Source organism: uncultured Pseudoramibacter sp., assembly GCF_903789625.1.
GTDB lineage: Bacteria > Bacillota > Clostridia > Eubacteriales > Eubacteriaceae > Pseudoramibacter > Pseudoramibacter fermentans.
On the sequence record NZ_CAIFFF010000005.1, the window covers coordinates 41209 to 63031 of the forward strand.

A 21823-nucleotide genomic window follows, 5' to 3' on the forward strand; every position below is an offset into this window, starting at 1 on the left:
ATAGGCCGGCGTCACGACGGCGAACCGCCGTCAATTTTGACCATTTTGTAGACCTCCCGCTTCGAAATGCCCCGGTCTTTCGCGACAGCTTTCATCGCGTCCTTTTCCTGCATGCCTTGATTTAAGTAATGGGCCATGTGCTCGGCAATCGGCCCTTCCGACAGGCGGGCTGCGGCGTCATCCGCCACCATTGCTGATTCGCCGGCCCCGTCAATGACCAGGACGAATTCCCCTTTCGGCGGGTGTTCGGTGAAATAATCGAGCTGTCCCGCCACCGTGTCCCGCCTGGTCTGTTCGTAGCGCTTCGTTATTTCCCGGGAAATACTCATTTCCCGATCGGGAAATTGCGCCGCCATTTTGGACAGGGTTTTCAGCAGGCGGTGGGGCGTTTCGTAAACTACGACCGGCCACGGCGATTTTTCGATCGCCGTCAAGCCCTCTTGAATCGACTGATTCGATTTTCCCAGAAAGCCGTAAAACACGAAATGCTGGCAGTTGATGCCCGAGAGCGCGACCGCCGTCACCGACGCCGTCGGTCCGGGCACCGCGGTCACCGGGATGCCCGCGTCCTGACAGGCTCGGATCAAGATTCGCCCCGGATCTGAAAGTACGGGCATCCCCGCATCAGAGACCAGTGCGATGTGGGCGCCGGCCTGCATTTTCTCGACAAGCTCCCCGGTCACGGCCTTCTCGTTAAATTTATGGTAAGCCGTCATCGGCGTGTGAATATCAAAATGGTTGAGGAGCTTGATCGTGTTGCGGGTGTCCTCCGCCGCGATTAGATCCGCTTCCTCTAAAGTCCTCACGCCCCGAACGGAAAAATCCTCGAGGTTGCCGATCGGTGTTCCGACGATTGACAGTGGCATGTGCGCTCCTTTTCGAATCAAAATTATAAGCCGTTTTAAAACGGCACGTTCGCCGCAGCGGGCGCCGGCTCATCCGGGTACTGCTTATCGTCCGCCCAATCCATGAAGCGGGTGTATTCCGGACGCCAGGTCAGGTTGATGCGGCCGGTCGGACCGTTACGCTGTTTGGCGACGTCCAGCTCGGCCATGTACGGATTGCCGTTTTCCTTGTCGTAATAGTATTCGCGGTACAAAAAAAGAACGACGTCGGCGTCCTGTTCGATGGAACCGGATTCTCTCAGGTCCGCAAGCAGCGGATGGTGGTCCGGTCTTCCGTCCGGCGCACGGCTCAGCTGCGACAGGCAGATGATTGGGCAGTCCAGTTCTCTGGCCAGCGCCTTAAGCCCACGGGAGATTTCCGACACTTCGTTCTGTCTGTTTTCCGAACGGCCGCGGCCGCTCATCAGCTGCAGGTAGTCGATGACCACCAGGTCGAGCCCTTTTTCGGCCTTCATCCGCCGAGTCTTGGCTCGAATATCGGCCAGCGTCTGTCCGCCGGTGTCGTCGATCCAGATTTTCGTGCCGTAGAGCCGCGCCGAGGCGTCGCCGAGAATCTGCCATTCCTCGTCGCTCAGCGTCCCCTTACGGACCTTGGACAGGTCGATGAGTCCTTCGGAGCACAGCATACGCTGGAGCAGCTGCGTCCGGGACATTTCGAGACTGAAGATGGCGACCGTCGCGTTTTCGTGAATCGCCGCGTACTGGGCGAGGTTCAGCGCGAAGGCGGTCTTCCCCATGGACGGACGCGCCGCGACGTAAATCAAGTCGGAATTCTGAAGGCCGGAGGTCTTGAAATCCAGCTCGGAAAATCCGGTGGCCAGCCCCGTCAGCTCGCCCTCGGCTTCGCGGACCTTTTCGATGTGATCCAGCGTTTCGTTGACGACATCCTGAACGCTCGTGAAATCGCCGGTGATCTGTCCTTCCGCAACCTTGAAGATTTTCTCTTCGGCCCTTTCGACTACGTCCGACACGTTTTCGAACTCGCCGTAGCAGTCGTCGATGATGCTCGACGACGCCTCGACGAGACGGCGGATCAATGCCTGATCCTGAACGATGATGCAGTAATGCTCGAAGTTGGCAAACATCGGCATCGCATTTTGAAGCTCGGCCAGATAAACCGGGCCGCCGATCTTTTCCATCAGATTCAGATTGGCCAGGCGCTCGGTCAGCGTGACCAAGTCAATCGGGATGCCTTCCTCCCGCATCTTCAGCATGTTTTCGTAGATCAGCCGGTTTCGGGCTGAAAAGAAATCCTCGGGCCGAAGGTGTTCCTCGGCCGTCATCAGCTGTTCGGAATTGACGATGAGCCCGCCCAGAACAGAGGCCTCCGCCTCCAGGTTGTGGGGCAGCTCTTTAGGTTTTACAGCAGGCATTGCATTGGGGACTCTTATTTTTCAGTGACGATGACCGTCAGCTTGCCGATGACGCCCGGCGCGGTTTTGATTTTGACCGTGAAATGACCGACGTTGCGGATGACTTCCGGCATGTCGATTTTGCGCTTATCGACCACGAGACCGAGGTCAGCTTCCAGGTGTTCCGCGATATTTTTATTGGTCACAGAGCCGAACAGCACGCCGTCATCCGCAGCCCGTTCCTTGATAATTAACTGAGATTCGTCCAGCTTCTTCGCGAGATCAATGGCCGCCTGACGCGCTTCTTCGCGCTGTTTTGCCAGTTCAGCCTGGTGAGCCTTGGCCTTTTCGATGTTTTCCTTTGTGCCCTTGACGGCTAGTCCCTTTTTGATCAGAAAATTGTTGCCGTAGCCGCTCTTGACATTGACGACTTCGCCTTCTTTACCCACATTTGCTACATCTTTTAATAATACTACTTTCATGATTCTGTTTTCCCTTCTTTATAGGATTCTATCGCGGCGATCAGCTTTTTCCTGGCTTCCTGCAGATCGTCGCAGTCGGTTAACTGAGCGCCGGCCATCGTCAAATGGCCGCCGCCGCCAAGTTTTTCTAATATCAGCTGGACATTCACCTCGCCCATTGAACGGGCGCTGATGCAGATCCCCTCATCGCTTTTCAGCAGGATAAAGGACGCGGTGATCCCGCGGATGTTGAGCAGCTCGTCTGCCGCCTGGGCCGCGATCAGCTTGCCGTTGGCGTTGTGATTTTCGTACAGCGAGATCGCGATGGAGTTGTCGTAAAATTCGGCGTTGGTCACCGCTTCCGTACGCGCCGAATAAGTTTCGATATCGTTCTGAAGCAGAGTTTTGGCAATGACCGTGTCGGCGCCCTTGCGCTTCAGATAGGACGCCGCCTCGAAGGTGCGCACGCCGGTTTTGGACATGAACATTTTCGTGTCCATGCAGATCCCGGCCATCAGCGCATTGGCTTCGGTCTTGCCCATGATGTCCTTTTTGTTGAAATATTGGAGCAGCTCGCAGACCAGCTCGCAGGCCGACGATGCGTAGGCTTCAATGTACGAGAACACCGACGCCTTGATCGCGGTGCCCGACGGGCGGTGATGGTCGATGAGCACGCTGTTTTTGACCTGATCCACCAGCTCCGGCATCTCGACGTAGTTCTTGTTTTGGGTGTCGACGACGATGAGCAGTGTCCCCTCTTCAATATAGTTTTCCGCTTCCTGCGGCTTGATGAAGCACTCGGTATAATTGGCGTCCTTGCTCAAATAATCCATGATCGAGCGGATGCTGACGTTGATTTCCTTGAGTACGAATTTCGCCTCGCGGTTCAGTGCCCGGCAGGCGCCGATCAGCCCGATCGCCGAGCCGACGCAGTCCATATCCGGCATCTGATGCCCCATGATGACGACGTTGCGCGCTTCCACAATCTGCTCCTGCAGCGCCTGCGCCTTGACTCGGGCCTTCACCTTCGTGCGCTTTTCCTTCGCTTCGGTTTCGCCGCCGTAATAAATATTGTGGTCGTCTTTCCGAACGACGCACTGGTCGCCGCCGCGGGCCAGAGCGATGTCCAGCGCCGAGCGGGAACCTTCTTCCGCTTCGGGCAGCGTCGAATGCTCTTCAGAATCTTCAATCCCGATAGACAGCGACACGGCACCGCCCTCCTTGCTGAGCTCACGGACTTCATCGAGCACCCGGAAATGGTCGGCTTCCATTTTTTCGAGGTCGTCGCGGGAAAAGACCATCAGGTAATGGCTGTTTTCAAATTTCTGAAGCACGACGCCGTTGTGCTGCGCCCAGCGGTTCAGCACCACGTCGATCTGCGCGAAGAGCTCCGTTCGGCATTGCGGCGAGAGGCTTTCGCTCAAATCCTCGTAGTTATCGATTTGGATATACCCGAGAATTGTGCGGCTGTGGTGGTAATGGGCCTCGCTGTTTTTAATCTGGGTAATGTCGAACAGATGGAACAAAAGCTTGCGCTTTTCAGCCCTGAAGAACTCGGTCACACTCATCAGGTAGGCGTGGTCTTCGTAATTGAGCTCGTGGAACGTCCCGTCGGCCTTGACCTTTTTCGGGTCAATCCCGATGATCTGCGCGAAATTCGTGCCGGTTTTGCTGGTCTGTTTGCCAAACTGGCGCACAAACAGCCGATTGGTCATCAACACCCGGCCGTCATCCGACGTAATCGCGATGGCGACGGGCATTTCGTACATCCGGTCGTGGGTGATTTTCGAAACCTTGCGCTCGATCAGCTTTTTAGTCGACACCGTCTTCTTGATCCGCTGGTGTTCGATGATCTGCGCGCCGACGACGACGGCAAAGGTCAGGCCGATGATCACCGCGCCGATGACAAAATGATCCTCACAGACGTAAAGGCCGGTCACCACGCCGATGGCCGCAAGCAATGTATTGGCTGTAAATATTTTATTCATGACTACCGTCTCCTACCGCTGTCTCTCAACACGATGATCAGACGCATATTCGTGTAGACGTCCACAATCCCGATCAATGACAAAAACATCGCACTGGACGGAATGATCAGCAGCACAATACAGATCAGAACCTTTCGGCCCATGCTTTCCTTCGGCAGCCGCCGATTGAAGAGCCAGTACAAAAAGGACAGCCCCATCATCGAAAAGCCCAGATCGACTAAATTGTTCAGCGTTGTGACGTAAATGTTGCCAGAGCCTGCGGTAAACTGTGCGATCAGCAGCACGATCAGCAGGATTAACAGAAAATTCCGCAGGGGTTTGGACATCATCCAGTGGCTGATCGGCCGAAGGGGCTGCGCGGCCGGACGGGTCCGGCTGACGGTCTTGTCGCAGGCGATGACCAAAATCCATGCCGCAAAAAAGGGCAGGATCAAAAAGAACGACGGCAGGGCCTGCTTGGTCTGGTCGATTAGGCTGTCGATCGCGGACTGCACTTGCGCCATCTGGCTTTTCGTAAAGATATCCGTGTTCTGATACGAAGCCGTCAGATTTTTAGCGTAAGTCTCAATCCCCTTTGCCAGCACCCCGATGAACGCCGTATGGTGCACGATTTGATAGACGATCATGCCGCCGATGATCGACAGAAAAACCGCGGCGTAGGCGGCGATCATCCGCTGCTTCCCGCTCATTTCCTTTTCGTACATCCAGGACAGACCGATGCCGGTCAACGCCAAATAACACGTACAGGTGAAAATCATGACGGGATTGCGTGTCAGGATCATCACAATTGGCGCGACGACCGTCGGCAGAATCGTTTTTTTGAACCCTTCCCTGCGGCCCAGATCCACCCATAAAATCGGGATAAACAGATACAGGAAGATCAAGATCGGTATTCTCTGAAATAAACAGGGAATGATCCCGGCGATCGCGCCGTAAAGGATGGGTTCCCAAATTGATTTTGTTTTCATAAAAGCCTCTATTCAATTATACTGTTGTCGTTTTTCTTATGCTGTCTTTTTTCGTAATGAGATATTATAGCATAGCCCTGTGTATTTTTCATTAACTCCTCGGGTTATAATCGGATTATCTATTGCGCGTTATGTTAAAATATGCGTAATGAATTTGAATTCTAGTTTTCGGAGGTCATCATGATTCGTTATCACATTCTCGTATCGGGCCGCGTGCAGGGGGTCGGCTTCCGCTACACCGCCTCTCACCTGGCCAGTCTCTACAACTTGACCGGGTGGGTCCGCAACTGCTACGACGGCAGCGTCGAAATGGAAGTCCAAGGCGATCCCGGCAATATCGATTTTTTTATCCAAAAACTGAAAACCGAGTCGCGGTGGATCCGCATCCGTTCTCTCGAAAAAAAACAGATTCCCCTCGAATCCGGTGAGACGGTCTTTCACGTCAGATATTAATCTAAATGATTAAGAAAAACGAACTAAATAAACAATGAAATTAGGCGTTAAAATAAAAAACAGAAGGAATTGTTCCTTCTGTTTTTTAATGGCTTAAAATGCTTATTAAAAGTTGTCTGACTGATATGGCAGCAATGCGAGGTTGCGTGCGCGGTTGACAGCCTGAGTAATTTTACGCTGATGTTTTGCGCAGGCGCCGGTTGCGCGTCTCGGTAAGATTTTGCCTCTTTCAGAAACGTATTTTCTCAAAGTAGCAACGTCTTTGTAATCGACCTTTAAATCTTCGTTTTCGCAGAACTCGCAAACTTTTCTTCTTCTTCTGAATGGTCTTGGCATATTATTTCTCCTTATTGATGGAGCTTAGAACGGTACGTCGTCGTCGTCTGCCAGCAGATGGAAATCTTCATCGATATCGTCATTGCCGTCAAGGGACACGCTGTTATTGTTGCTGGGCTGAGAATTGTTCATCGGCGCGCCCGTATCGTTGCGGCTGCCGATAAAGTCAAATTCTTCGAGAACGACCTCTGTCACGTAACGCTTCGACCCGTCATTCGCAGTGTAATTCCGAGTCTGAAGGCGGCCGGAGATGGCAATCTGGCGGCCTTTGCGCAGGTACTGGCTGATGATTTCGCCCTGTTTGCCCCACGCGGTGACGTTAAAGAAATCCGCGGTCGGCTGACCGTCCCGTTTGAAGCGGCGATCGACCGCAATGGCAAATGAACACACAGACGTGCCGTTTGTCGTGGTCCGCAGTTCCGGATCTCGAGCTAAACGCCCAACTAAAATAACCTTATTCATCGCTCCGTTTCCTTTCCTAATTTATCAAAAACAATTAGTCTTCAATCGCAACGATCATATCGCGGATGATATTGTCGTTGATTAAGTAACGATGGTTCAATTCGTCGAGAACTGACGGTTCAGCCTTGAATGTAACCAGAACGTAATACCCTTCGGTATATTTGTTCGCGATTTTGTAAGCGAGTTTACGCTTGCCCCATTCATCGACACCATCTACTTCACCAGCTGTTTCAATAACAGATTTGACGTTATTGATAATGGCGTCCATCGCTTCTTTTTCCATATCCGGATTCAAAACAAATACTGTTTCGTAAGCCTTCATGGTTTCACCTCCTTATGGTCTAAATTTGGCACAGTTTTGGCCTGCCCTTCAGCAGGAGTACACCTTTCAAATAAATGAAAGCACACCCTCTGTGCAAGGATACATACTGTGCGTATTATATCAGACTCCCGTCTGTGGAATCAAGATTTTTCTTTGGAACTTATAAAATTTTTTTGAACATTTTTTCGAATTTCTGCCGAGGCAGCGTGACCACGCGGCCGCACCCCGTACATTTGAGGCGGATGTCCATGCCGAGGCGGATCACCTCCCAGCGGTTTTCACCGCAGGGGTGCCCCTTCTTCATTTCGACCACACTGCCGACCTCATACTGCCTGTTTGCCATCGCTTCCGCCTTCCTTTTCTTCCACGACCCAGACGGTGTTCTTCGGAATAGCGACACCGGCCTTTTCCATCGCCTGGTAAATCGCCTGGCGCATCGTGACTTCAGCGCTCAGCGAATGCAGGGCGTCGGAGAACACGAAGAGCCGCAGCGTCGCGTAGGAGCCGTCCATTTCCGTCATGCCCAGCATCTTTGGCCGAACCGGGAAGAGCTCCTTGTCGTCGTTGTACACAATGTCGCAGACCTTGTTGGCGATCTTCGTCACGTCGACGACGCTGGCGCTGCCGTCCACCTTGATGTCCACGCTTTTGCGGTAGTAGCCCCGCGAGCGGTTGACCAGATGGTTGATTTCGCCGTTGCGCACGATGTACAAGCTGCCGTCGTCCTGACGGATCGAGGTCATCATCGTCGAAATGTCTTCGATGATGCCGCTGTGTCCGTCGTCAAGCTCAATGTAATCGCCGACGTAAAATTGTTCCTGCATGATGATGAAGAATCCGGAAATCACGTCCTCGACGATGCGCTTCGCGCCAAAGCCGACGGCAACTGTACCGACGCCGGCGACTGTAATCAGCGCCGAAATATTAATGAAGTAGGATAAGATAACCAGGATGCCGACAATCATGATCGTCGTGTTGACCACCGACTTCGTCAGCTTCGCAATGGTCGTGCTGCGCTTTTCGTCCTCCCGCGTGTTGGTCAGCGGGCTTTTCCTCGTGAGCTTCAGCGTACGCTTGATGATGGCTGTCAAAACCTTTGACGCGATCCACATGACCAGAATGGTCAGCGCGACGCTGATGACCTTGTTCACAATCACGTCCGTGTTGATGGAGCCGACAAAATGTGTCCAGACTCTGCCGAAATAAGTTTGATCGATCTCGTTCATTTTGTTTCCTTTAATATGACCCTTTCTCTTTTAAATAAAAAATGCAGCGTGGGCTGCATTTTTTAATTCGCATTATTTCTTTTTCCGTCTGCTGATATCCTTTTGATCGGTGCTGACCCATTTGGGGCCGTCGGATTTTTCCGTCGGCTTCGATTTTTCTGAGCGTTCCGATTTTCTTTTCTGCTGCTGTGCTTCACGCTGCTTTTTGCGTTCCTCGCGGAGCACCTTATCGATCATTTCATCGGTAATCGGTGAGAAGGCTTCGGTTTCGATGACCGCTGGCGATTCCACATCGCTCAACGGGTCGCCTGCGTCAGGACGTCTGCGCCGTGTCTTGGCCTTCGGTGCAGCCGGTTTCGGCTGAGCCTTTTGCGGTTCTTCTGTTTCGCCGGCTTCGGCCTTTTCCTGTTGTTCGAGCATGTACTTGTCTTCGAGGGCCTTGCGCTTGCGGTCCTTCGCTTCGCTTACCTTTCTGGACTGTGCCCCGAAGGCGTAGCCCACAGCCTGCGCCGCTGCGATCACACCGATGCAGATGAACATGAAGGCGATGAACGGCACGCGGCTGCCCAGCCATACAGACAGTACACCGAAAGGCAGGAACAAATACAGTGTCGGCGAAACGACAAAGGTAAAGGCGTTCCAAACCTTCAGGAAGCGAATGCCGGGATGGCCCTTCAAAATGATGACCGTCGTCAGCACCGCCATGATCACCGTCGGCAGCAGCGAGTAAAGCAGATATTTGCCGAACACCTGGTTGTCGTCGTCGTCCGTAGACGATTTAAAGGCCGCGTAGGTGAAATAGATCCAGAACCCGACGATGACGACCAGCTCGATCACCCCGTAAGTCATGTTGTAGCTGCCATTCGATTTGACGCCGGCGTCGAGAATCCCCTTAAAGATTAAGATAAGCAGCAGGTTCAAAATATTGGCAATCAGCGCCGTCGACAGTGAATTCAGCCGCCTCCTCAATCGTATTCCTTTATTCATATTGCCTCCTTATTTGAGCAAATCCAGTATCCGATTCAATTCATCCGTTGAGGAATAATCGATGGTGATCTTTCCGCTCCCCTTTTTGTTTTTTGGGGTCAGTGTAACGGACGTGCCTAAATGATTTCTTAATTGATCTTCAACGTCGACCAAGTAAGGATCCTTGGGCTTCTTTTCCTTTTTCTGCCGAGGATTTTTAAGCCGGCGCACCTGATCTTCCATTTCACGGACCGACCAATTCCGCTCGACGGCCTTCTGTGCCAGTGATGCCATCGTCTCTGCGTCGTCCAGGCCTAGAAGCGCCCGGGCGTGTCCGCCGCTGAGCTGATTGTTCAGCACCATCTTCCGCACCGAAACTGGCAGCTTGAGCAGCCGCATCACATTGGTCACAGCCGCCCGGCTTTTGCCGATGCGGATGCCGATTTCGCCCTGCGTTAAATTGTAGTGCTTCGCGAGCTGTTCAAAGGCCATTGCCTCTTCAATCGGATTGAGATCCTCGCGCTGTACGTTTTCGATCAGCGCGATTTCGACCACTTCCCGGTCGGACATATCCTTGACGACGACCGGTACCGTATCGAGGCCAGCCAGTGTCGCCGCGCGCCAGCGCCGTTCGCCGGCGATGATCGTATAAGCGCCCTGCTCCTGCTTGACGACCAAGGGCTGCAGCACGCCGTGTTCTTTAATCGACGCCGCCAGCTCTTCGAGGGCCCGCTGGTCAAAATGTTTTCTCGGCTGATCCCGATTGGGCCGAATCTTGCCAATTGGCAGCTCGACAATCAGCTGACCGTCCTGATGGGAGTTCGATTCGGACTGCGCTTCTTCGAGACCCCCGTTTTCATCGAAATGGATATCGTCGGAGATCAATGCGGCCAAGCCCTTACCTAAACCGTTGTGGTGTTTCTTACTTGACATGTTCCCTCCCGATAAATTCCTTCGCAAGTTCCGCATACGCAATGGCGCCTTTAGAGTTCGGCGCGTTTTCGAAAATCGTCTCACCGAAGCTCGGCGCTTCAGCCAGTCGGATGTTTCTCGGGATCTTCGTGCGGTAAACTTTATCTTTAAAGTAAGACTTGACTTCTCCGACGACCTGCACAGCTAAATTCGTCCTAGAATCGTACATCGTCATCAAAACGCCTTCGATATCGAGTTTGGGATTCAAACCTTTCTTAACAAGGCTGATCGTCGAAATCAACTGGCCGACCCCTTCCAGTGCGTAGTATTCGCATTGAATGGGGATCAGCACGGAATCCGACGCTGTCAGTGCGTTGATGGTCAAAAGACCCAATGACGGCGGACAGTCGATAAAGACGTAGTCGTAATACTCGAGAACCGGATCGAGCACCTTGCGCAGCCGGGTTTCCCGCTGAGACATGTGCGCCAGCTCGATTTCCGATCCGGCTAAGTCGATGTTGGAGGGCAGCAGGTTGAGCCGGTCGTATCCGGTAGTCAAAATGACTTCTCTGAGATCTTGACCGTTGATCAGCGCGTCGTAGATGCTCTTGTCGAGGTCGTTCTTTTCGATACCGAAGCCGCTGGTCGTGTTGCCCTGAGGGTCGATGTCGACGGTCAAAACGCGGTACCCGTCTATACTCAGCGCCGCTGTCAGATTCATACACGTCGTCGTCTTTCCGACGCCTCCCTTTTGGTTGAATATTGAAATAACTTTTGCTCTTGACATTGGCTTTCCTTTCCAGTGGATGATCCGCCGATCCGATTATTTGGGGATCGTGATCGTCACAACAATTTTGTCTTCTTTTTCTGTCTCCTTGTACTTGGCGTCCTGCTTGGTCCGCTGTACTTCCTTAAAAGCGGTCTTGATCGTGTTCAAATAAATCTGCGCGTTGATGAAGGACTTGACTCTGGCCTTTTTACCCGGTGTGATCTTTTCGTCGTAATTGTTGACCAGCACCTCGTTTCGGATTTTCTCCACGAGCCTTTCCGTCTTTTTGACATTCAAATCCCGCCGCTTGACCTGGTCGATGACTTCAAGCTGAATGTCCTTATCCGGCACCTTGAGCAGTGCCCGGGCGTGGCGTTCTGAAAGTCCGGCTTTTTTAACCGCTTCGATGACCTCGTCGTCCATCTTGATCAGTCTCAGCTTGTTCGCGACAAAGGATTGAGATTTTCCGATCAGCTTGGCCACCTGTTCTTGGGTCATATGGTAATACTTAATCAGCTGCTGATAGCTCTCGGCTTCCTCGAAATAATTCAAATCCTCGCGCTGGACGTTTTCGATGATCGCCAAGACTGCCGAATCCTGGTCGTTGATCTTCACCTCAATCGCCGGAACGGTTTTGAGCTTGGCGAGCTTTGACGCACGCAGCCGTCTTTCGCCGGATACCAGCTCGTAAAGGTTGTTGTTCAGCTTCCGCACCTGAATCGGCTGAATCACCCCGTAAGTCTTGATCGATTCAGCCAATTCCTTTAAGTGTTCCTCGTCGAAAACCTGTCTCGGTTGATTGGGATTCGGAATAATCTGATCGACCGGCACCTCTAAAATGCGGCCGCCTGGTTCTTTCTTGCGCCCCTTTAATAAATCTTTTTTCTTTTTTCTCATACACTTAGCTCCTGATGTTTCACGTGAAACATCGCACTCCGACAATTAAGCTAAAGGCTTTTTGACAATTCTTCCGTAATTTCTCGGGTATTTCTTCGGAGTGCTGCCGATTTTGTCACATTGAATTATAACATGAAACGTCGCGTTTTTCAGTATTAAATTCTGTGTGGTGCGGATTGATCCCAATCCCAACAGACTTGGGCCCTGCCCCGCTTCGGCAATTTCGGCCTCTGCCTGCTGCCCCTTCCAAGCGTAAAAGGTGCCGCCAACCTTGAGAAAGGGCGCACAGAGCTCGTCGAGAATGTTGAACGCCGCCACGGCTCGGGCGCAGACCGCATCGAATTGTTCTCTATACTTGGGGTCTTTTCCGTAATCTTCGGCGCGGCCGACGAGAAAGCTGACGTTCTTTAAGCCGATGGCGTTCACAATTTGTTCGACGGCTTTCATCTTCTTGCCCGTGCTGTCCAGCAGTGTAAAATGCTTTTCCGGATGACAAATCGCCAGCGGCACCCCTGGGATGCCGCCGCCCGAACCGACGTCGAGAATGGCGTCAGCGTCTTCCTTCAGCGGACAGGTGATCGCGTCCAATAAATGTTTTTCAATAAAATCCCGATCGTCGACGATCCGCGTCAAATTGACGTGAACGTTGGTCGCCTTCATTTCGTTCATGAACGCGTAAAGCAATTGGAGCTTGTCCTCGCTGATCGCAATCGGCGACTCCGAAACGAAAATCTTCTTAAAATTATCGTAAGCTTGATCCATCATTTTTTAAAGAGCTCTCTGTGATTTTCCAAATAAACGTGCAGTACGGCAATATCGGCAGGGTTGACGCCAGAAATCCGGGAGGCCTGTCCAATGGACATCGGCCGGACCGATTTGAGCTTTTCAACGGCCTCGAGTCTGAGTCCCTGGATGTCGGCGTAATCAATCCCTTCAGGAATGCGTTTTTCCTCAAGCTTCTTGAACTGAACAACCTGGCGGTCCTGCTTTTGAATGTAGCCTTCGTACTTCAGCTGGATTTCTACTTCTTCCCGAACCTGTCTCGAAAGCGCTGGCCGTTCCGGATCGATCGGCTTCAAAGCGTCGTAGGTCAGCTCCGGCCGTTTCAGAAGCTGCGCCATCGGCAGCCCCGAGGTGAGCGGCGTCGTACCGAGCTCGGTCAGTACGGCGTTGACCCTTTCAGACGGCGAAACCGTTGTCGACTTCAGGCGTTCCTTTTCCGCCTCGATATCCGCCTTCTTATTTAAGAAGTGGGCGTAGCGTTCATCCGAAATCAGGCCAACCCGCCGTCCAATGGGCGTGAGTCTCAAATCCGCATTGTCCTGACGGAGCAGCAGCCGGTATTCCGCCCGAGACGTCATCATCCGATAAGGCTCGTTGGCGTCTTCGTTGATGATGTCGTCAATGAGCACACCGATATAAGCCTGAGAGCGGTCGAGGATCATTGGCTCTGCGTTTTCCAGATAGAGCCCGGCGTTGATGCCGGCGACGATTCCCTGCGCCCCAGCTTCCTCGTAGCCCGAGGTCCCGTTGATCTGACCGGCGAAAAACAAGCCGTGAATATCCTTGCTTTCCAACGTGGCTTTGAGAGCCGTCGGGTGGATGCAGTCGTACTCAATGGCGTAGGCCGAGCGCATGAACTGCACGTGTTCCATACCCGGCACCGTCCGGTACAGCGCGATCTGCACTTCCTCCGGCAGACAGGACGACATCCCCTGCACGTAAACCTCGCGGGTGTGCAGGCCTTCCGGTTCCATGAACATCTGGTGATGATCCTTGTCGGCAAACCGCACAACCTTCGTTTCAATGGACGGGCAGTAACGCGGGCCCACACCGACGACGTCCCCGGTCACTAATGGGCTGCGGTCCAAATTGTCGCGGATGATTTTGTGGGTCGCTTCGTTGGTGTAGGTCAGGTAGCAGTCGATCTGGTCGATGTCGATAGATTCCGTTTCAAATGAAAACGGGGTGATTTCCTCGTCTCCCTTCTGCACCTTCATCTTGGAATAGTCGAGGGTTTTTTCATCGACGCGGGCAGGCGTCCCGGTCTTAAACCGCTGCAGGTCAAACCCGGCGTCCCGGAGACTGTCCGACAAAAAGCGCGCCGGAAACATTCCGTTGGGGCCGCCGTCGTACTGTACCTCGCCCATGAAGATTTTGCCGTTGAGGTACGTCCCGGTGCAGACGACGCAGGTCTGGCACGCGTAGGTCGCGCCGGTGCGCACCTGCACCCCAGTGATTTTGTGATCTTCAATGATGAGCTTTGTCGCTTCCTGCTGGCGCAGGGTCAAATTCGGCGTGTTTTCAATGACTTCCTTCATGCGGAATTGATAGGCCTTTTTATCCGCCTGAGCGCGAAGCGAATGCACCGCTGGGCCTTTCCCGGTGTTGAGCATTTTACACTGGATCATCGTCGCGTCGATGTTTTTCCCCATTTCGCCGCCGAGGGCGTCAATTTCCCGGACGAGATGGCCCTTGCCCGTGCCGCCGATGGACGGGTTGCACGGCATCATCGCGACGGAATCCAAATTAATGGCCAACAGCAGCGTCTTGTGGCCCTTCCTCGCTGTGGCCAGAGCGGCTTCGCAACCAGCGTGGCCCGCACCGATGACGATGGTTTCATAACTTTCAGCTTGATATGCCATAACTATTTCCTTTCGTGTTTATTTTCCGAGACAGAAGTTTGCAAAAATCTGATCGATAATGTCGTCTCCAAGAGACTGACCGGTGATTTTCCGCAAATTGTCCAATGCGTCCTTCAAATCGATGGCGACAATGTCAACCGACATGCCCATCGCCATACTTTCAAGGGCACTTTCCAAATTCTGGCGGACCTGTTTCAAAAGCGAAATGTGACGGACGTTGGAGACGATCGGGTCGTCCTTGCGCACGACCGAATCCGAACCGACAGCCATTTCGACCATTTTATGCTTTAAGGTTTGAAGCCCTTCCTCCCTCTTAACCGACAGCACGATTTGGTTGTCGCTCAAATGATCCTTCAGCGATGCCTGATCGTCTTCATCGATCAGATCCGACTTATTATATATATGTAGAACTTTTTTTCCTTCGAGCAAAGACATCCACTTTTGATCGCCGTTAGATGTTTCACGTGAAACATCTTCGATGTAAAGGACAAGCTCTGCCTGGTTCACCATCTGTTTGGCGCGTTCCACACCCATTTTTTCAATCACATCGTCGGTTTCGCGGATGCCCGCCGTGTCGATGATGTGAAAGGGCACGCCGCCGATATTGAGATAATCCTCAATGGTATCCCGCGTCGTGCCGGGAATATTCGTCACCAGCGCTTTTTCTTCGTGAAGCAGCTTGTTCATCAGCGACGACTTGCCGACGTTAGGTTCACCGAGGATCACCGTGTCAATCCCGTCGCGGACAACCTTCCCAACCTTGGCGGATTGAAGCAGCTCGTCGATCTCGTCGATCATGTGATGAATGTTCTGATCCAGCTCTTGTTCTGTGACCTCCTCGACATCGTACTCGGGGTAATCGAGGGCCGCGTCGATATAAGTCAAAAGATGGAGCAGCTCGTCATCGATCCCTTGGTATTTTTTGGAAAGGCCGCCGGAAAGCTGATTCAGCGAATAGGAAACGCCAGCTTCCGTTTTGGCGTCGATCACGTCCATGACCGCCTCCGCCTGGGACAGATCGATGCGCCCGTTGACAAAGGCGCGCTGTGTAAATTCACCGGGATCTGCCAGACGCGCCCCAGCATCGATCACAGCCTGAAGCACCATGCCGACGACGACATTGCCACCGTGGCAGTTGATTTCGACGATGTCCTCGCGGGTGTAGGTTTTCGGCGCCCGCATCACTGTGAGCATCACCTCGTCGATCACTGCGCCGTCCCTCCCAACCACATGACCGTAGTGAATCGTATGAGATGGAAAGGACGTGACGGATTTCCCAGAAGGCGACATGAAAACGCGATCGGCCACCTGAAGGGACTCGGCGCCCGACAGCCGCACGATGCCAATGCCGCCGGTACCCACTGGCGTTGAGATCGCCGCGATCACATCATCGCTTAATACATTGTTCATAATCTTTCCCCTTTATAATAAAAAAAGTGAAAGCAGTCGGAAATGTGCAGCGGCACATCTCCATCACGAACTGCTTTCACCAGTTTGTATGGACGTGTTATTCCTGATCGTTCTCTTTCAGATCTATGACGACATAGCGGTAAGGATCTTGTCCTTCGCTGTAGGTATAGACCCGGCCGTCGTCCTGGAGTGTCGCATGAATGATGCGGCGTTCTCCCGGATTCATCGGTTCAAGTGAGAACTTCCGATGACTGCGGGCGACCTTATTGGCCATTTTGTGGGCCAGATTTTCAAGCGTCTGCTGACGTTTTTCACGGTAGTGTTCGGTATTGATGCTGATGCGGATGTGATGATCCGTCTGCTTGTTGACAGCCAAGCTGGTCAGATACTGAATGGCGTCGAGGGTCTGTCCCCTGCGGCCAATCAGCAGCCCCATCTTGTCGCCGGACAATTCGACTTTTAAGACATCGTCTTCGGTTTCGTAGGCGGTGTCAATTTTCACATCCAAATCCATCGCATTGAACATGTCGGACAAGAATGTCGACGCCATCGCCTGAATCTTTTCGGATTCATCTTCCACATAAGCTTCCGCCTGAACCTCCGGATCGAAGGTTTCCTTCAGCGTCGCTTCGACGATGGCTTCCTTTTTCCCGAAAATACCGATAAAACCGCTTTCTGGTTCCTGAACAACCTTGATGTCGACCTGATCTCTTTCAGCCGACAGCGTTTCAAGGGCCTTCTGAACCGCTTCGTCTATCGTTTTTCCTTTTTCAGTAATTGTTTGACTCATTCACTATGCTCCATCAATTTGACTTGTCCGGCTTTTTGGTTCTTTCGTCACTGTGGGGAATCTTCGTCACCACGCGGCGCTTGGAAGCCGGCTTCGTCTTGGGTCTGTTCATCTTGCTGGATTTCTGGGTGGATCTGCCGAATTGCGCGTTCATCGCCTGCTGGCGGATTTCAGCCGAAGCCTTCAGCTTGTCGCGTTTTTCACGCTTATCCTTTTCTTCCTGTTCCTTGACGCGGCGTTCTGCTTCTTCGATCGGCACAAGCTTAACCGGTCTGCGCATCACGATGAACTGCTGGATGAAGGTGTAGACGCTCTGCGCCACCCAGTACAAGCTGACCCCAGCTGGCATCTTAAGTGCGAACCAGCCAATCATCAGTGGCATGATGATCATCATCACTTTTTGAGAAGTCGCCGTCGCCGGATCTGCCGTGGAATAATCCGTCGTGAACTTCTGGGTCAGGAATGTGACCACCACAACGACGATCGGCAGGATGTAGTACGGATCGGGTTTCCCCAGATTTGGAATCCAGTAAAAGGATTGATGCAGCGCTGACAAATTGCCGGACGTAAAGACGTATTTCTGAGGATTCTGCAGTGCGCCGAAAAGACCCCAGATGATCGGCAGCTGAATCAGCAAAGGCAGGCAGCCGGACATTGGATTGACCTTGTAGAGCTTGTAGAGCTTCATGGTCTCCATATTCAGCTTTTCAGGATTGTTCTTGTATTTTTTCTGAAGTTTTTGAACCTCAGGTGTAATGGCCTGCATTTCCTTCATCGAGTTTGTCTGCTTGATGTTAAGCGGCAGAATGATGGTCTTGACAATGACGGTGAACAAAATTACGGCGTACCCATAATCCCCGACGAGTCGGAAGATCTGGTACAAGACCCAGCCGAATCCTTGATATAAAAAATGCATTGAGTAATATTTTCTCCCTGGAGTGTTTGATTTTGAATTGGTGATGACCGTTAAGGCACCGGGTCGTATCCTCCCGGATTAAAGGGATGGCATCTCAGAATCCGTTTGAGCCCGAGCAGCCCGCCCTTGAAGGGCCCGTACTTGGCAATGGCCTCGTAGCAGTAGGCCGAACAGGTCGGATAAAACCGGCAGTGCCTCGGAAACAGCGGCGAAATAACCCGCTGATATCCCCGGATCAGAATCAAGCAAATCTTCTGAAGCCCACGGCTCAGAAAATTCAACAATTTCGTCATGATTTTTCCAGCTTTGTTTTGTAAAACAAATGTTTTAACGAACGGTCGAGATCGCGGTAGGGATCCTCTGCACACCGCTTTTTCGCGACGATGATCAGATCGTACCCCTGCTGGATCCTTTCCAGCTCATTCTGATAAGAAGCTCTGATTCTTCTCTTGACTTTATTGCGGACAACGGCGCGCTTCGACACTTTCTTGCTAACAATAATACCCAGACGATTGGTACTTTTCCGATTTTTCAAATAATAAAATTGAAAATGCCGATTGCCGAATCGCTGTCCGTCGTGAAAGACGCGATCAAAATTCTTCGAATTTTTCAGAGAAGTCATTTTCACAACTCTCAACTCCAAATCAAATTATAAAAAAGACCGTCTGTGAAACGGTCAGCAGTATTTATGCAGATAATTTAGAACGACCCTTTTGTCTTCTTCTTTTTAATACAAGGCGTCCATTCTTCGTGGACATTCTTTTTCTGAATCCGTGTTCTTTCTTTCTCTGTCTGTTTTTAGGCTGAAATGTCTGTTTCATTTCATGCTCCTCTCTATTTCTCTACATTAGATAAATTGAATACAAAAAGACCAAATTAAAAATTCCCATATTACCTGAAGATTATATTATGACCGGTCCGGCTCTGTCAAGTGATTTGTTTAAAATTTGACGCCTGCTGAACTGTGGAAAGCTTGAATGCACAATGGGATTTTGCTATAATGTATGCACATTATCAACAGTTTACACAGTGAATTATCCACAATTTTATGATAATTGTGGATAATTCTGAGGATAAGTGTGGAAAAACCGTCATAATTCTAAATAATCAACACGGTACACTGGGGGAAATTTTATCCACAGCGTGTTAAAAGTGATTGCCGTCTCTCGCTTATCCACAACCTCATATCGAAAAACGGAGAAAAATGTGGAAGAATCTATAAACGAAATATGGGAAAAAGCGCTCAGCTCCATTGAAGAGGAAATGCCATTTGTCAGCTTCACCACCTGGTTTGAACCCCTCAAACCTGTGGCTATCCGCGGCAATAAATTTTATCTTCAGGTCCCAAATTCCAGTAAATTTAACAAATCGGTTCTCGAAAACCGGCACAAGGACTTGATCAGCAACGCCCTGTCCTTTGCGATGAACAAAAAAAATATTGAAGCCTGCTTTATATTTGATGAAAGCGAAATCGACGAATTGGAAGACAGTGTCGAATCCGACAAGCCGAATAAATCCAAACCGGTGGAGACACCGCCGATTAACAACAGCTCCGGCATCAATCCAAAGTACACCTTTGAACGCTTCGTCATCGGCGAAAACAACCGCTTCGCCCACGCGGCCTGCGTCGCCGTCGCAGAAGCCCCGTCGGAACAGTACAACCCGCTGTTTATCTACGGCGGCGTCGGTCTCGGCAAAACCCACTTGATGCAGGCCATCGGCAATTACATCATGACCTACACCCCGGAAAAGAAAGTGGTGTACGTGTCCTGCGAAACCTTTACCAACGAATTCATCGACGCGATCCAAAACAAGAGCAACACGTCCTTTAGAAACCGCTACCGCAATGTCGATATCCTGCTCATCGACGATATTCAATTTTTGTCCGGCAAGGAAGGAACCCAGGAAGAATTCTTCCATACCTTTAACGCGCTGCACGACGAAGACAAGCAGATCGTCATCAGTTCAGACCGGCCGCCGCGGGAAATTCCGAAACTGGCCGAACGGCTGCGCAGCCGATTCGAAATGGGCCTGATCACCGATATTTCCGCGCCGAATTTTGAAACCCGAATGGCGATTTTGAGAAAAAAGGCCGAAACTTATAAAGAAGAAATTCCAGACGACGTCCTCAGCTTTATCGCCAACAACATCCATTCCAACATCCGTGAACTGGAAGGCGCGCTGACCACCGTCGTCGCCTACTCCAAGCTGCACGGCGAAAAGATTTCCCTCGATTTCGCGAAGGAATCCCTGGCCGATCTGTTCGTCTCAAAGCAGCACGAAATCAACGCCGACTACATCAAGGAAATCACCGCCAAGTACTTCAACACCACCGTCGAAGACATGAACAGCAAGAAACGGACGAAGGCCGTCACGACGCCGCGCCAGGTCGCCATGTACCTGTGTCGGGAAATGACGTCGATGTCTCTGCCCGCCATCGGCGAAGCTTTCGGCGGACGCGACCACTCGACGGTCATTCACGGCTGCCAGAAAATCAGCGAAAATATCGAAAAAAACACCGACTTCAAAAATCTGGTGCTGCGGATCCAAAGCGAAATCAAAGGCGAATAATCCCCAAGCTGAAGACAGTTTTCCACAGCCTTTACACATGTGGACACACAGATTTGATTGACGTCATCCGGCGTCATTCTGAGGAAAATTCAGTTATCCACAGCTTAAACAGGTTCTATCATTATTATTACTAAAATAAATTAATATTTATACAATGCAACCCAAACAAGGAGCACACTATGAAATTCGATTGTTCTAAAGCCGATCTCGTCCACGCCCTGGCGATCGCATCCAAGGGCGTCGCCCGCAAAACCACGATGCCGATTCTCGAAGGCGTATTAATGGAAGCGACCGATCAAAAAATCGTGCTGACCTCCACCAATCTGGAAATCAGTGTCAAAACGACACTGCCCGCCCACATCGAACAAGACGGCGCCATCATTCTGCAGTCCAACTTTCTTTCGGACTTGGTCCGCAGACTTTCAGGAGATGACATCTACTTTGAAAGCGCCGGCAAGGACACGTTAAAAATGACGTGTCAGCTTTCGACCTACACGATCAAGGGTATGTCGCCGGAAGACTTCCCGGCCTTCCCGGAAATCATCGACGATTACACCTTCTCGATCAAGGCCGAAACCCTCTACGACCTGATCCGCGGGACGATTTTCTCCGTTGCCCTGAAGGAAAACATTCCGGTGCTCACGGGCCTGAAGCTCGAGCTGGAGGACGACCGCATCACAGTCGTAGCCCTCGACGGCTATCGGCTGGCGCTGCGCCGCGGCAAGCTCTCCCAACCGATCAACCAGCCAGTCTCGATCATTGTGCCGGGCAAGAGCATGACCGAGCTTGAAAAAATGCTTTCCGGCGTCGACGACGACATCCAGGTGAACCTGTCAAAATCGCAGATTTTCTTCACGATTGGCGACACGCAGTTCACCTCCCGCCTGCTCGAAGGGGAATTCATCAACTACCAGCACATCATTCCGAAGGATACCAATACGGAAATCACGCTGAGCCGCAAGGAACTGCTCGACAGTACCGAACGCGCCGCGCTGCTCGCTCGGGAAGGCAAAAACAATTTAATCAAGCTGGACATCGGCATCGACGAGCTGACGCTGACCTCCAACGCGGACATCGGCGAAGTGCACGAAGTCATCTCGATTCAGAAAACCGGGGACGACCTGCGCATCGCCTTCAACTCGAAATTTATCATCGACGCCCTGCGCGCCATCTCTGAAGACACCATCACGATCCGCCTGACCAATCCCGTCGGGCCGGCGCTGATCGTCGGCGACGACGAAAGCTTCATCACGCTGATTCTGCCAGTCCGCGTGTCCGACGATATGTAAAGCCAAAGGGCTTACAATTATAGAAAAGCGGTTCAATTAACTTTGAATTAAAATCCGAAAAAGATAAACTGAAAAAACCGAGAGAATTTGCATGAAAGCCTTTGAAAGCGCGTGCAAATTCTCTTTTTATTTGATATAATAAGGCCCAGCCCTTTTTATGACGATTTGAGAGCGAAAAAAGCATT

The 21823-nt window shown here is 51.7% G+C and carries 25 protein-coding genes; 3 read left to right on the forward strand and 22 right to left on the reverse strand.

The genetic code is table 11. The annotated features are described in order from the left end of the window. Positions 1–11 precede the first annotated feature (11 nt). Genes rsmI through QZX60_RS04340 form a run of 5 tightly spaced genes read right to left on the reverse strand, consistent with a single transcriptional unit; the run spans position 12 to position 5674 of the window. Complete coding sequence (gene rsmI, locus QZX60_RS04320) at positions 12–866, reverse strand: 16S rRNA (cytidine(1402)-2'-O)-methyltransferase (RefSeq protein WP_295361765.1); 855 nt, start codon at positions 864–866, stop codon at positions 12–14. A 35-nt stretch (positions 867–901) separates the two neighbouring features. After that, a complete protein-coding gene (gene dnaB, locus QZX60_RS04325; RefSeq protein WP_295361766.1) occupies positions 902–2278 on the reverse strand; it encodes a replicative DNA helicase in 1377 nt (458 codons plus the stop codon). Positions 2279–2292: 14 nt separating this feature from the next. Continuing rightward, positions 2293–2739, reverse strand: coding sequence for a 50S ribosomal protein L9 (gene rplI / locus QZX60_RS04330; protein WP_295361767.1), 447 nt, complete (start codon positions 2737–2739; stop codon positions 2293–2295). Further along, complete coding sequence (locus QZX60_RS04335; protein WP_295361768.1) at positions 2736–4706, reverse strand: DHH family phosphoesterase; 1971 nt, start codon at positions 4704–4706, stop codon at positions 2736–2738. The genes rplI and QZX60_RS04335 overlap by 4 nt, the downstream gene beginning before the upstream one ends. A gap of 2 nt (positions 4707–4708) precedes the next feature. After that, positions 4709–5674 carry a DUF2232 domain-containing protein gene (locus QZX60_RS04340; RefSeq protein WP_295361770.1) on the reverse strand — a complete coding sequence of 322 codons (966 nt, stop codon included), beginning with the start codon at positions 5672–5674 and terminating at the stop codon, positions 4709–4711. Positions 5675–5854: 180 nt separating this feature from the next. On the opposite strand from QZX60_RS04340, the gene QZX60_RS04345 reads away from it, so the two are divergent. Further along, positions 5855–6127 (forward strand): acylphosphatase, encoded by a 273-nt coding sequence (locus QZX60_RS04345; protein WP_295361771.1) that lies wholly within the window; start codon positions 5855–5857, stop codon positions 6125–6127. A gap of 105 nt (positions 6128–6232) precedes the next feature. Here the strand turns inward: QZX60_RS04345 and rpsR are convergent, their stop codons facing one another. The 17 genes from rpsR to rpmH all read right to left on the reverse strand — a co-directional run bounded on the left by rpsR (position 6233) and on the right by rpmH (position 18599). Then, positions 6233–6463: a 30S ribosomal protein S18 gene (rpsR, locus tag QZX60_RS04350; RefSeq protein WP_154576427.1), complete on the reverse strand. Its 231-nt coding sequence runs from the start codon at positions 6461–6463 to the stop codon at positions 6233–6235. Positions 6464–6487: 24 nt separating this feature from the next. Further along, positions 6488–6925, reverse strand: coding sequence for a single-stranded DNA-binding protein (locus tag QZX60_RS04355; RefSeq protein ID WP_295361774.1), 438 nt, complete (start codon positions 6923–6925; stop codon positions 6488–6490). Between the two features lie 34 nt (positions 6926–6959). Then, positions 6960–7247, reverse strand: coding sequence for a 30S ribosomal protein S6 (gene rpsF / locus QZX60_RS04360; protein ID WP_295361776.1), 288 nt, complete (start codon positions 7245–7247; stop codon positions 6960–6962). A 160-nt stretch (positions 7248–7407) separates the two neighbouring features. Then, positions 7408–7590: a DUF951 domain-containing protein gene (locus QZX60_RS04365; protein ID WP_295361778.1), complete on the reverse strand. Its 183-nt coding sequence runs from the start codon at positions 7588–7590 to the stop codon at positions 7408–7410. Beyond that, positions 7571–8473 carry a mechanosensitive ion channel family protein gene (locus tag QZX60_RS04370; RefSeq protein WP_295361779.1) on the reverse strand — a complete coding sequence of 301 codons (903 nt, stop codon included), beginning with the start codon at positions 8471–8473 and terminating at the stop codon, positions 7571–7573. Before QZX60_RS04370 ends, QZX60_RS04365 begins: the two co-directional genes overlap by 20 nt. Before the next feature lie 72 nt (positions 8474–8545). Beyond that, a complete protein-coding gene (locus tag QZX60_RS04375; RefSeq protein ID WP_295361780.1) occupies positions 8546–9460 on the reverse strand; it encodes a hypothetical protein in 915 nt (304 codons plus the stop codon). A 9-nt stretch (positions 9461–9469) separates the two neighbouring features. Continuing rightward, the gene (locus tag QZX60_RS04380; protein ID WP_295361782.1) at positions 9470–10372 is read right to left on the reverse strand and encodes a ParB/RepB/Spo0J family partition protein; all 903 of its coding nucleotides are present in this window, start codon (positions 10370–10372) and stop codon (positions 9470–9472) included. Next, positions 10362–11138 carry a ParA family protein gene (locus QZX60_RS04385; protein WP_295361784.1) on the reverse strand — a complete coding sequence of 259 codons (777 nt, stop codon included), beginning with the start codon at positions 11136–11138 and terminating at the stop codon, positions 10362–10364. The genes QZX60_RS04380 and QZX60_RS04385 overlap by 11 nt, the downstream gene beginning before the upstream one ends. A 36-nt stretch (positions 11139–11174) precedes the next feature. Continuing rightward, positions 11175–12017 (reverse strand): ParB/RepB/Spo0J family partition protein, encoded by an 843-nt coding sequence (locus QZX60_RS04390; protein ID WP_295361786.1) that lies wholly within the window; start codon positions 12015–12017, stop codon positions 11175–11177. Between the two features lie 45 nt (positions 12018–12062). Beyond that, the gene (gene rsmG / locus QZX60_RS04395) at positions 12063–12782 is read right to left on the reverse strand and encodes a 16S rRNA (guanine(527)-N(7))-methyltransferase RsmG (RefSeq protein ID WP_295361788.1); all 720 of its coding nucleotides are present in this window, start codon (positions 12780–12782) and stop codon (positions 12063–12065) included. Continuing rightward, positions 12779–14662, reverse strand: a complete 1884-nt coding sequence (gene mnmG, locus QZX60_RS04400; protein ID WP_295361790.1) for a tRNA uridine-5-carboxymethylaminomethyl(34) synthesis enzyme MnmG — start codon at positions 14660–14662, stop codon at positions 12779–12781. The genes rsmG and mnmG overlap by 4 nt, the downstream gene beginning before the upstream one ends. An 18-nt stretch (positions 14663–14680) precedes the next feature. Further along, positions 14681–16072 (reverse strand): tRNA uridine-5-carboxymethylaminomethyl(34) synthesis GTPase MnmE, encoded by a 1392-nt coding sequence (gene mnmE / locus QZX60_RS04405; RefSeq protein ID WP_295361792.1) that lies wholly within the window; start codon positions 16070–16072, stop codon positions 14681–14683. A 97-nt stretch (positions 16073–16169) separates the two neighbouring features. Continuing rightward, positions 16170–16862 carry an RNA-binding cell elongation regulator Jag/EloR gene (gene jag / locus QZX60_RS04410; RefSeq protein WP_295361793.1) on the reverse strand — a complete coding sequence of 231 codons (693 nt, stop codon included), beginning with the start codon at positions 16860–16862 and terminating at the stop codon, positions 16170–16172. 13 nt (positions 16863–16875) lie between these two features. Next, positions 16876–17778 (reverse strand): membrane protein insertase YidC, encoded by a 903-nt coding sequence (gene yidC, locus QZX60_RS04415; RefSeq protein ID WP_295361795.1) that lies wholly within the window; start codon positions 17776–17778, stop codon positions 16876–16878. A 50-nt stretch (positions 17779–17828) separates the two neighbouring features. Continuing rightward, positions 17829–18071: a membrane protein insertion efficiency factor YidD gene (gene yidD, locus QZX60_RS04420; protein ID WP_295361797.1), complete on the reverse strand. Its 243-nt coding sequence runs from the start codon at positions 18069–18071 to the stop codon at positions 17829–17831. After that, positions 18068–18400, reverse strand: a complete 333-nt coding sequence (rnpA, locus tag QZX60_RS04425; RefSeq protein WP_295361799.1) for a ribonuclease P protein component — start codon at positions 18398–18400, stop codon at positions 18068–18070. Before rnpA ends, yidD begins: the two co-directional genes overlap by 4 nt. A gap of 64 nt (positions 18401–18464) precedes the next feature. Then, positions 18465–18599 carry a 50S ribosomal protein L34 gene (gene rpmH, locus QZX60_RS04430; RefSeq protein WP_154576411.1) on the reverse strand — a complete coding sequence of 45 codons (135 nt, stop codon included), beginning with the start codon at positions 18597–18599 and terminating at the stop codon, positions 18465–18467. Between the two features lie 385 nt (positions 18600–18984). Here rpmH and dnaA point away from each other — a divergent pair, with 385 nt between their 5' ends. Together dnaA and dnaN are read left to right on the forward strand one after the other, a co-directional pair. Then, positions 18985–20349: a chromosomal replication initiator protein DnaA gene (dnaA, locus tag QZX60_RS04435; RefSeq protein ID WP_295361801.1), complete on the forward strand. Its 1365-nt coding sequence runs from the start codon at positions 18985–18987 to the stop codon at positions 20347–20349. 179 nt (positions 20350–20528) lie between these two features. After that, positions 20529–21638 (forward strand): DNA polymerase III subunit beta, encoded by a 1110-nt coding sequence (gene dnaN, locus QZX60_RS04440; protein WP_295361803.1) that lies wholly within the window; start codon positions 20529–20531, stop codon positions 21636–21638. Positions 21639–21823 lie beyond the last annotated feature (185 nt).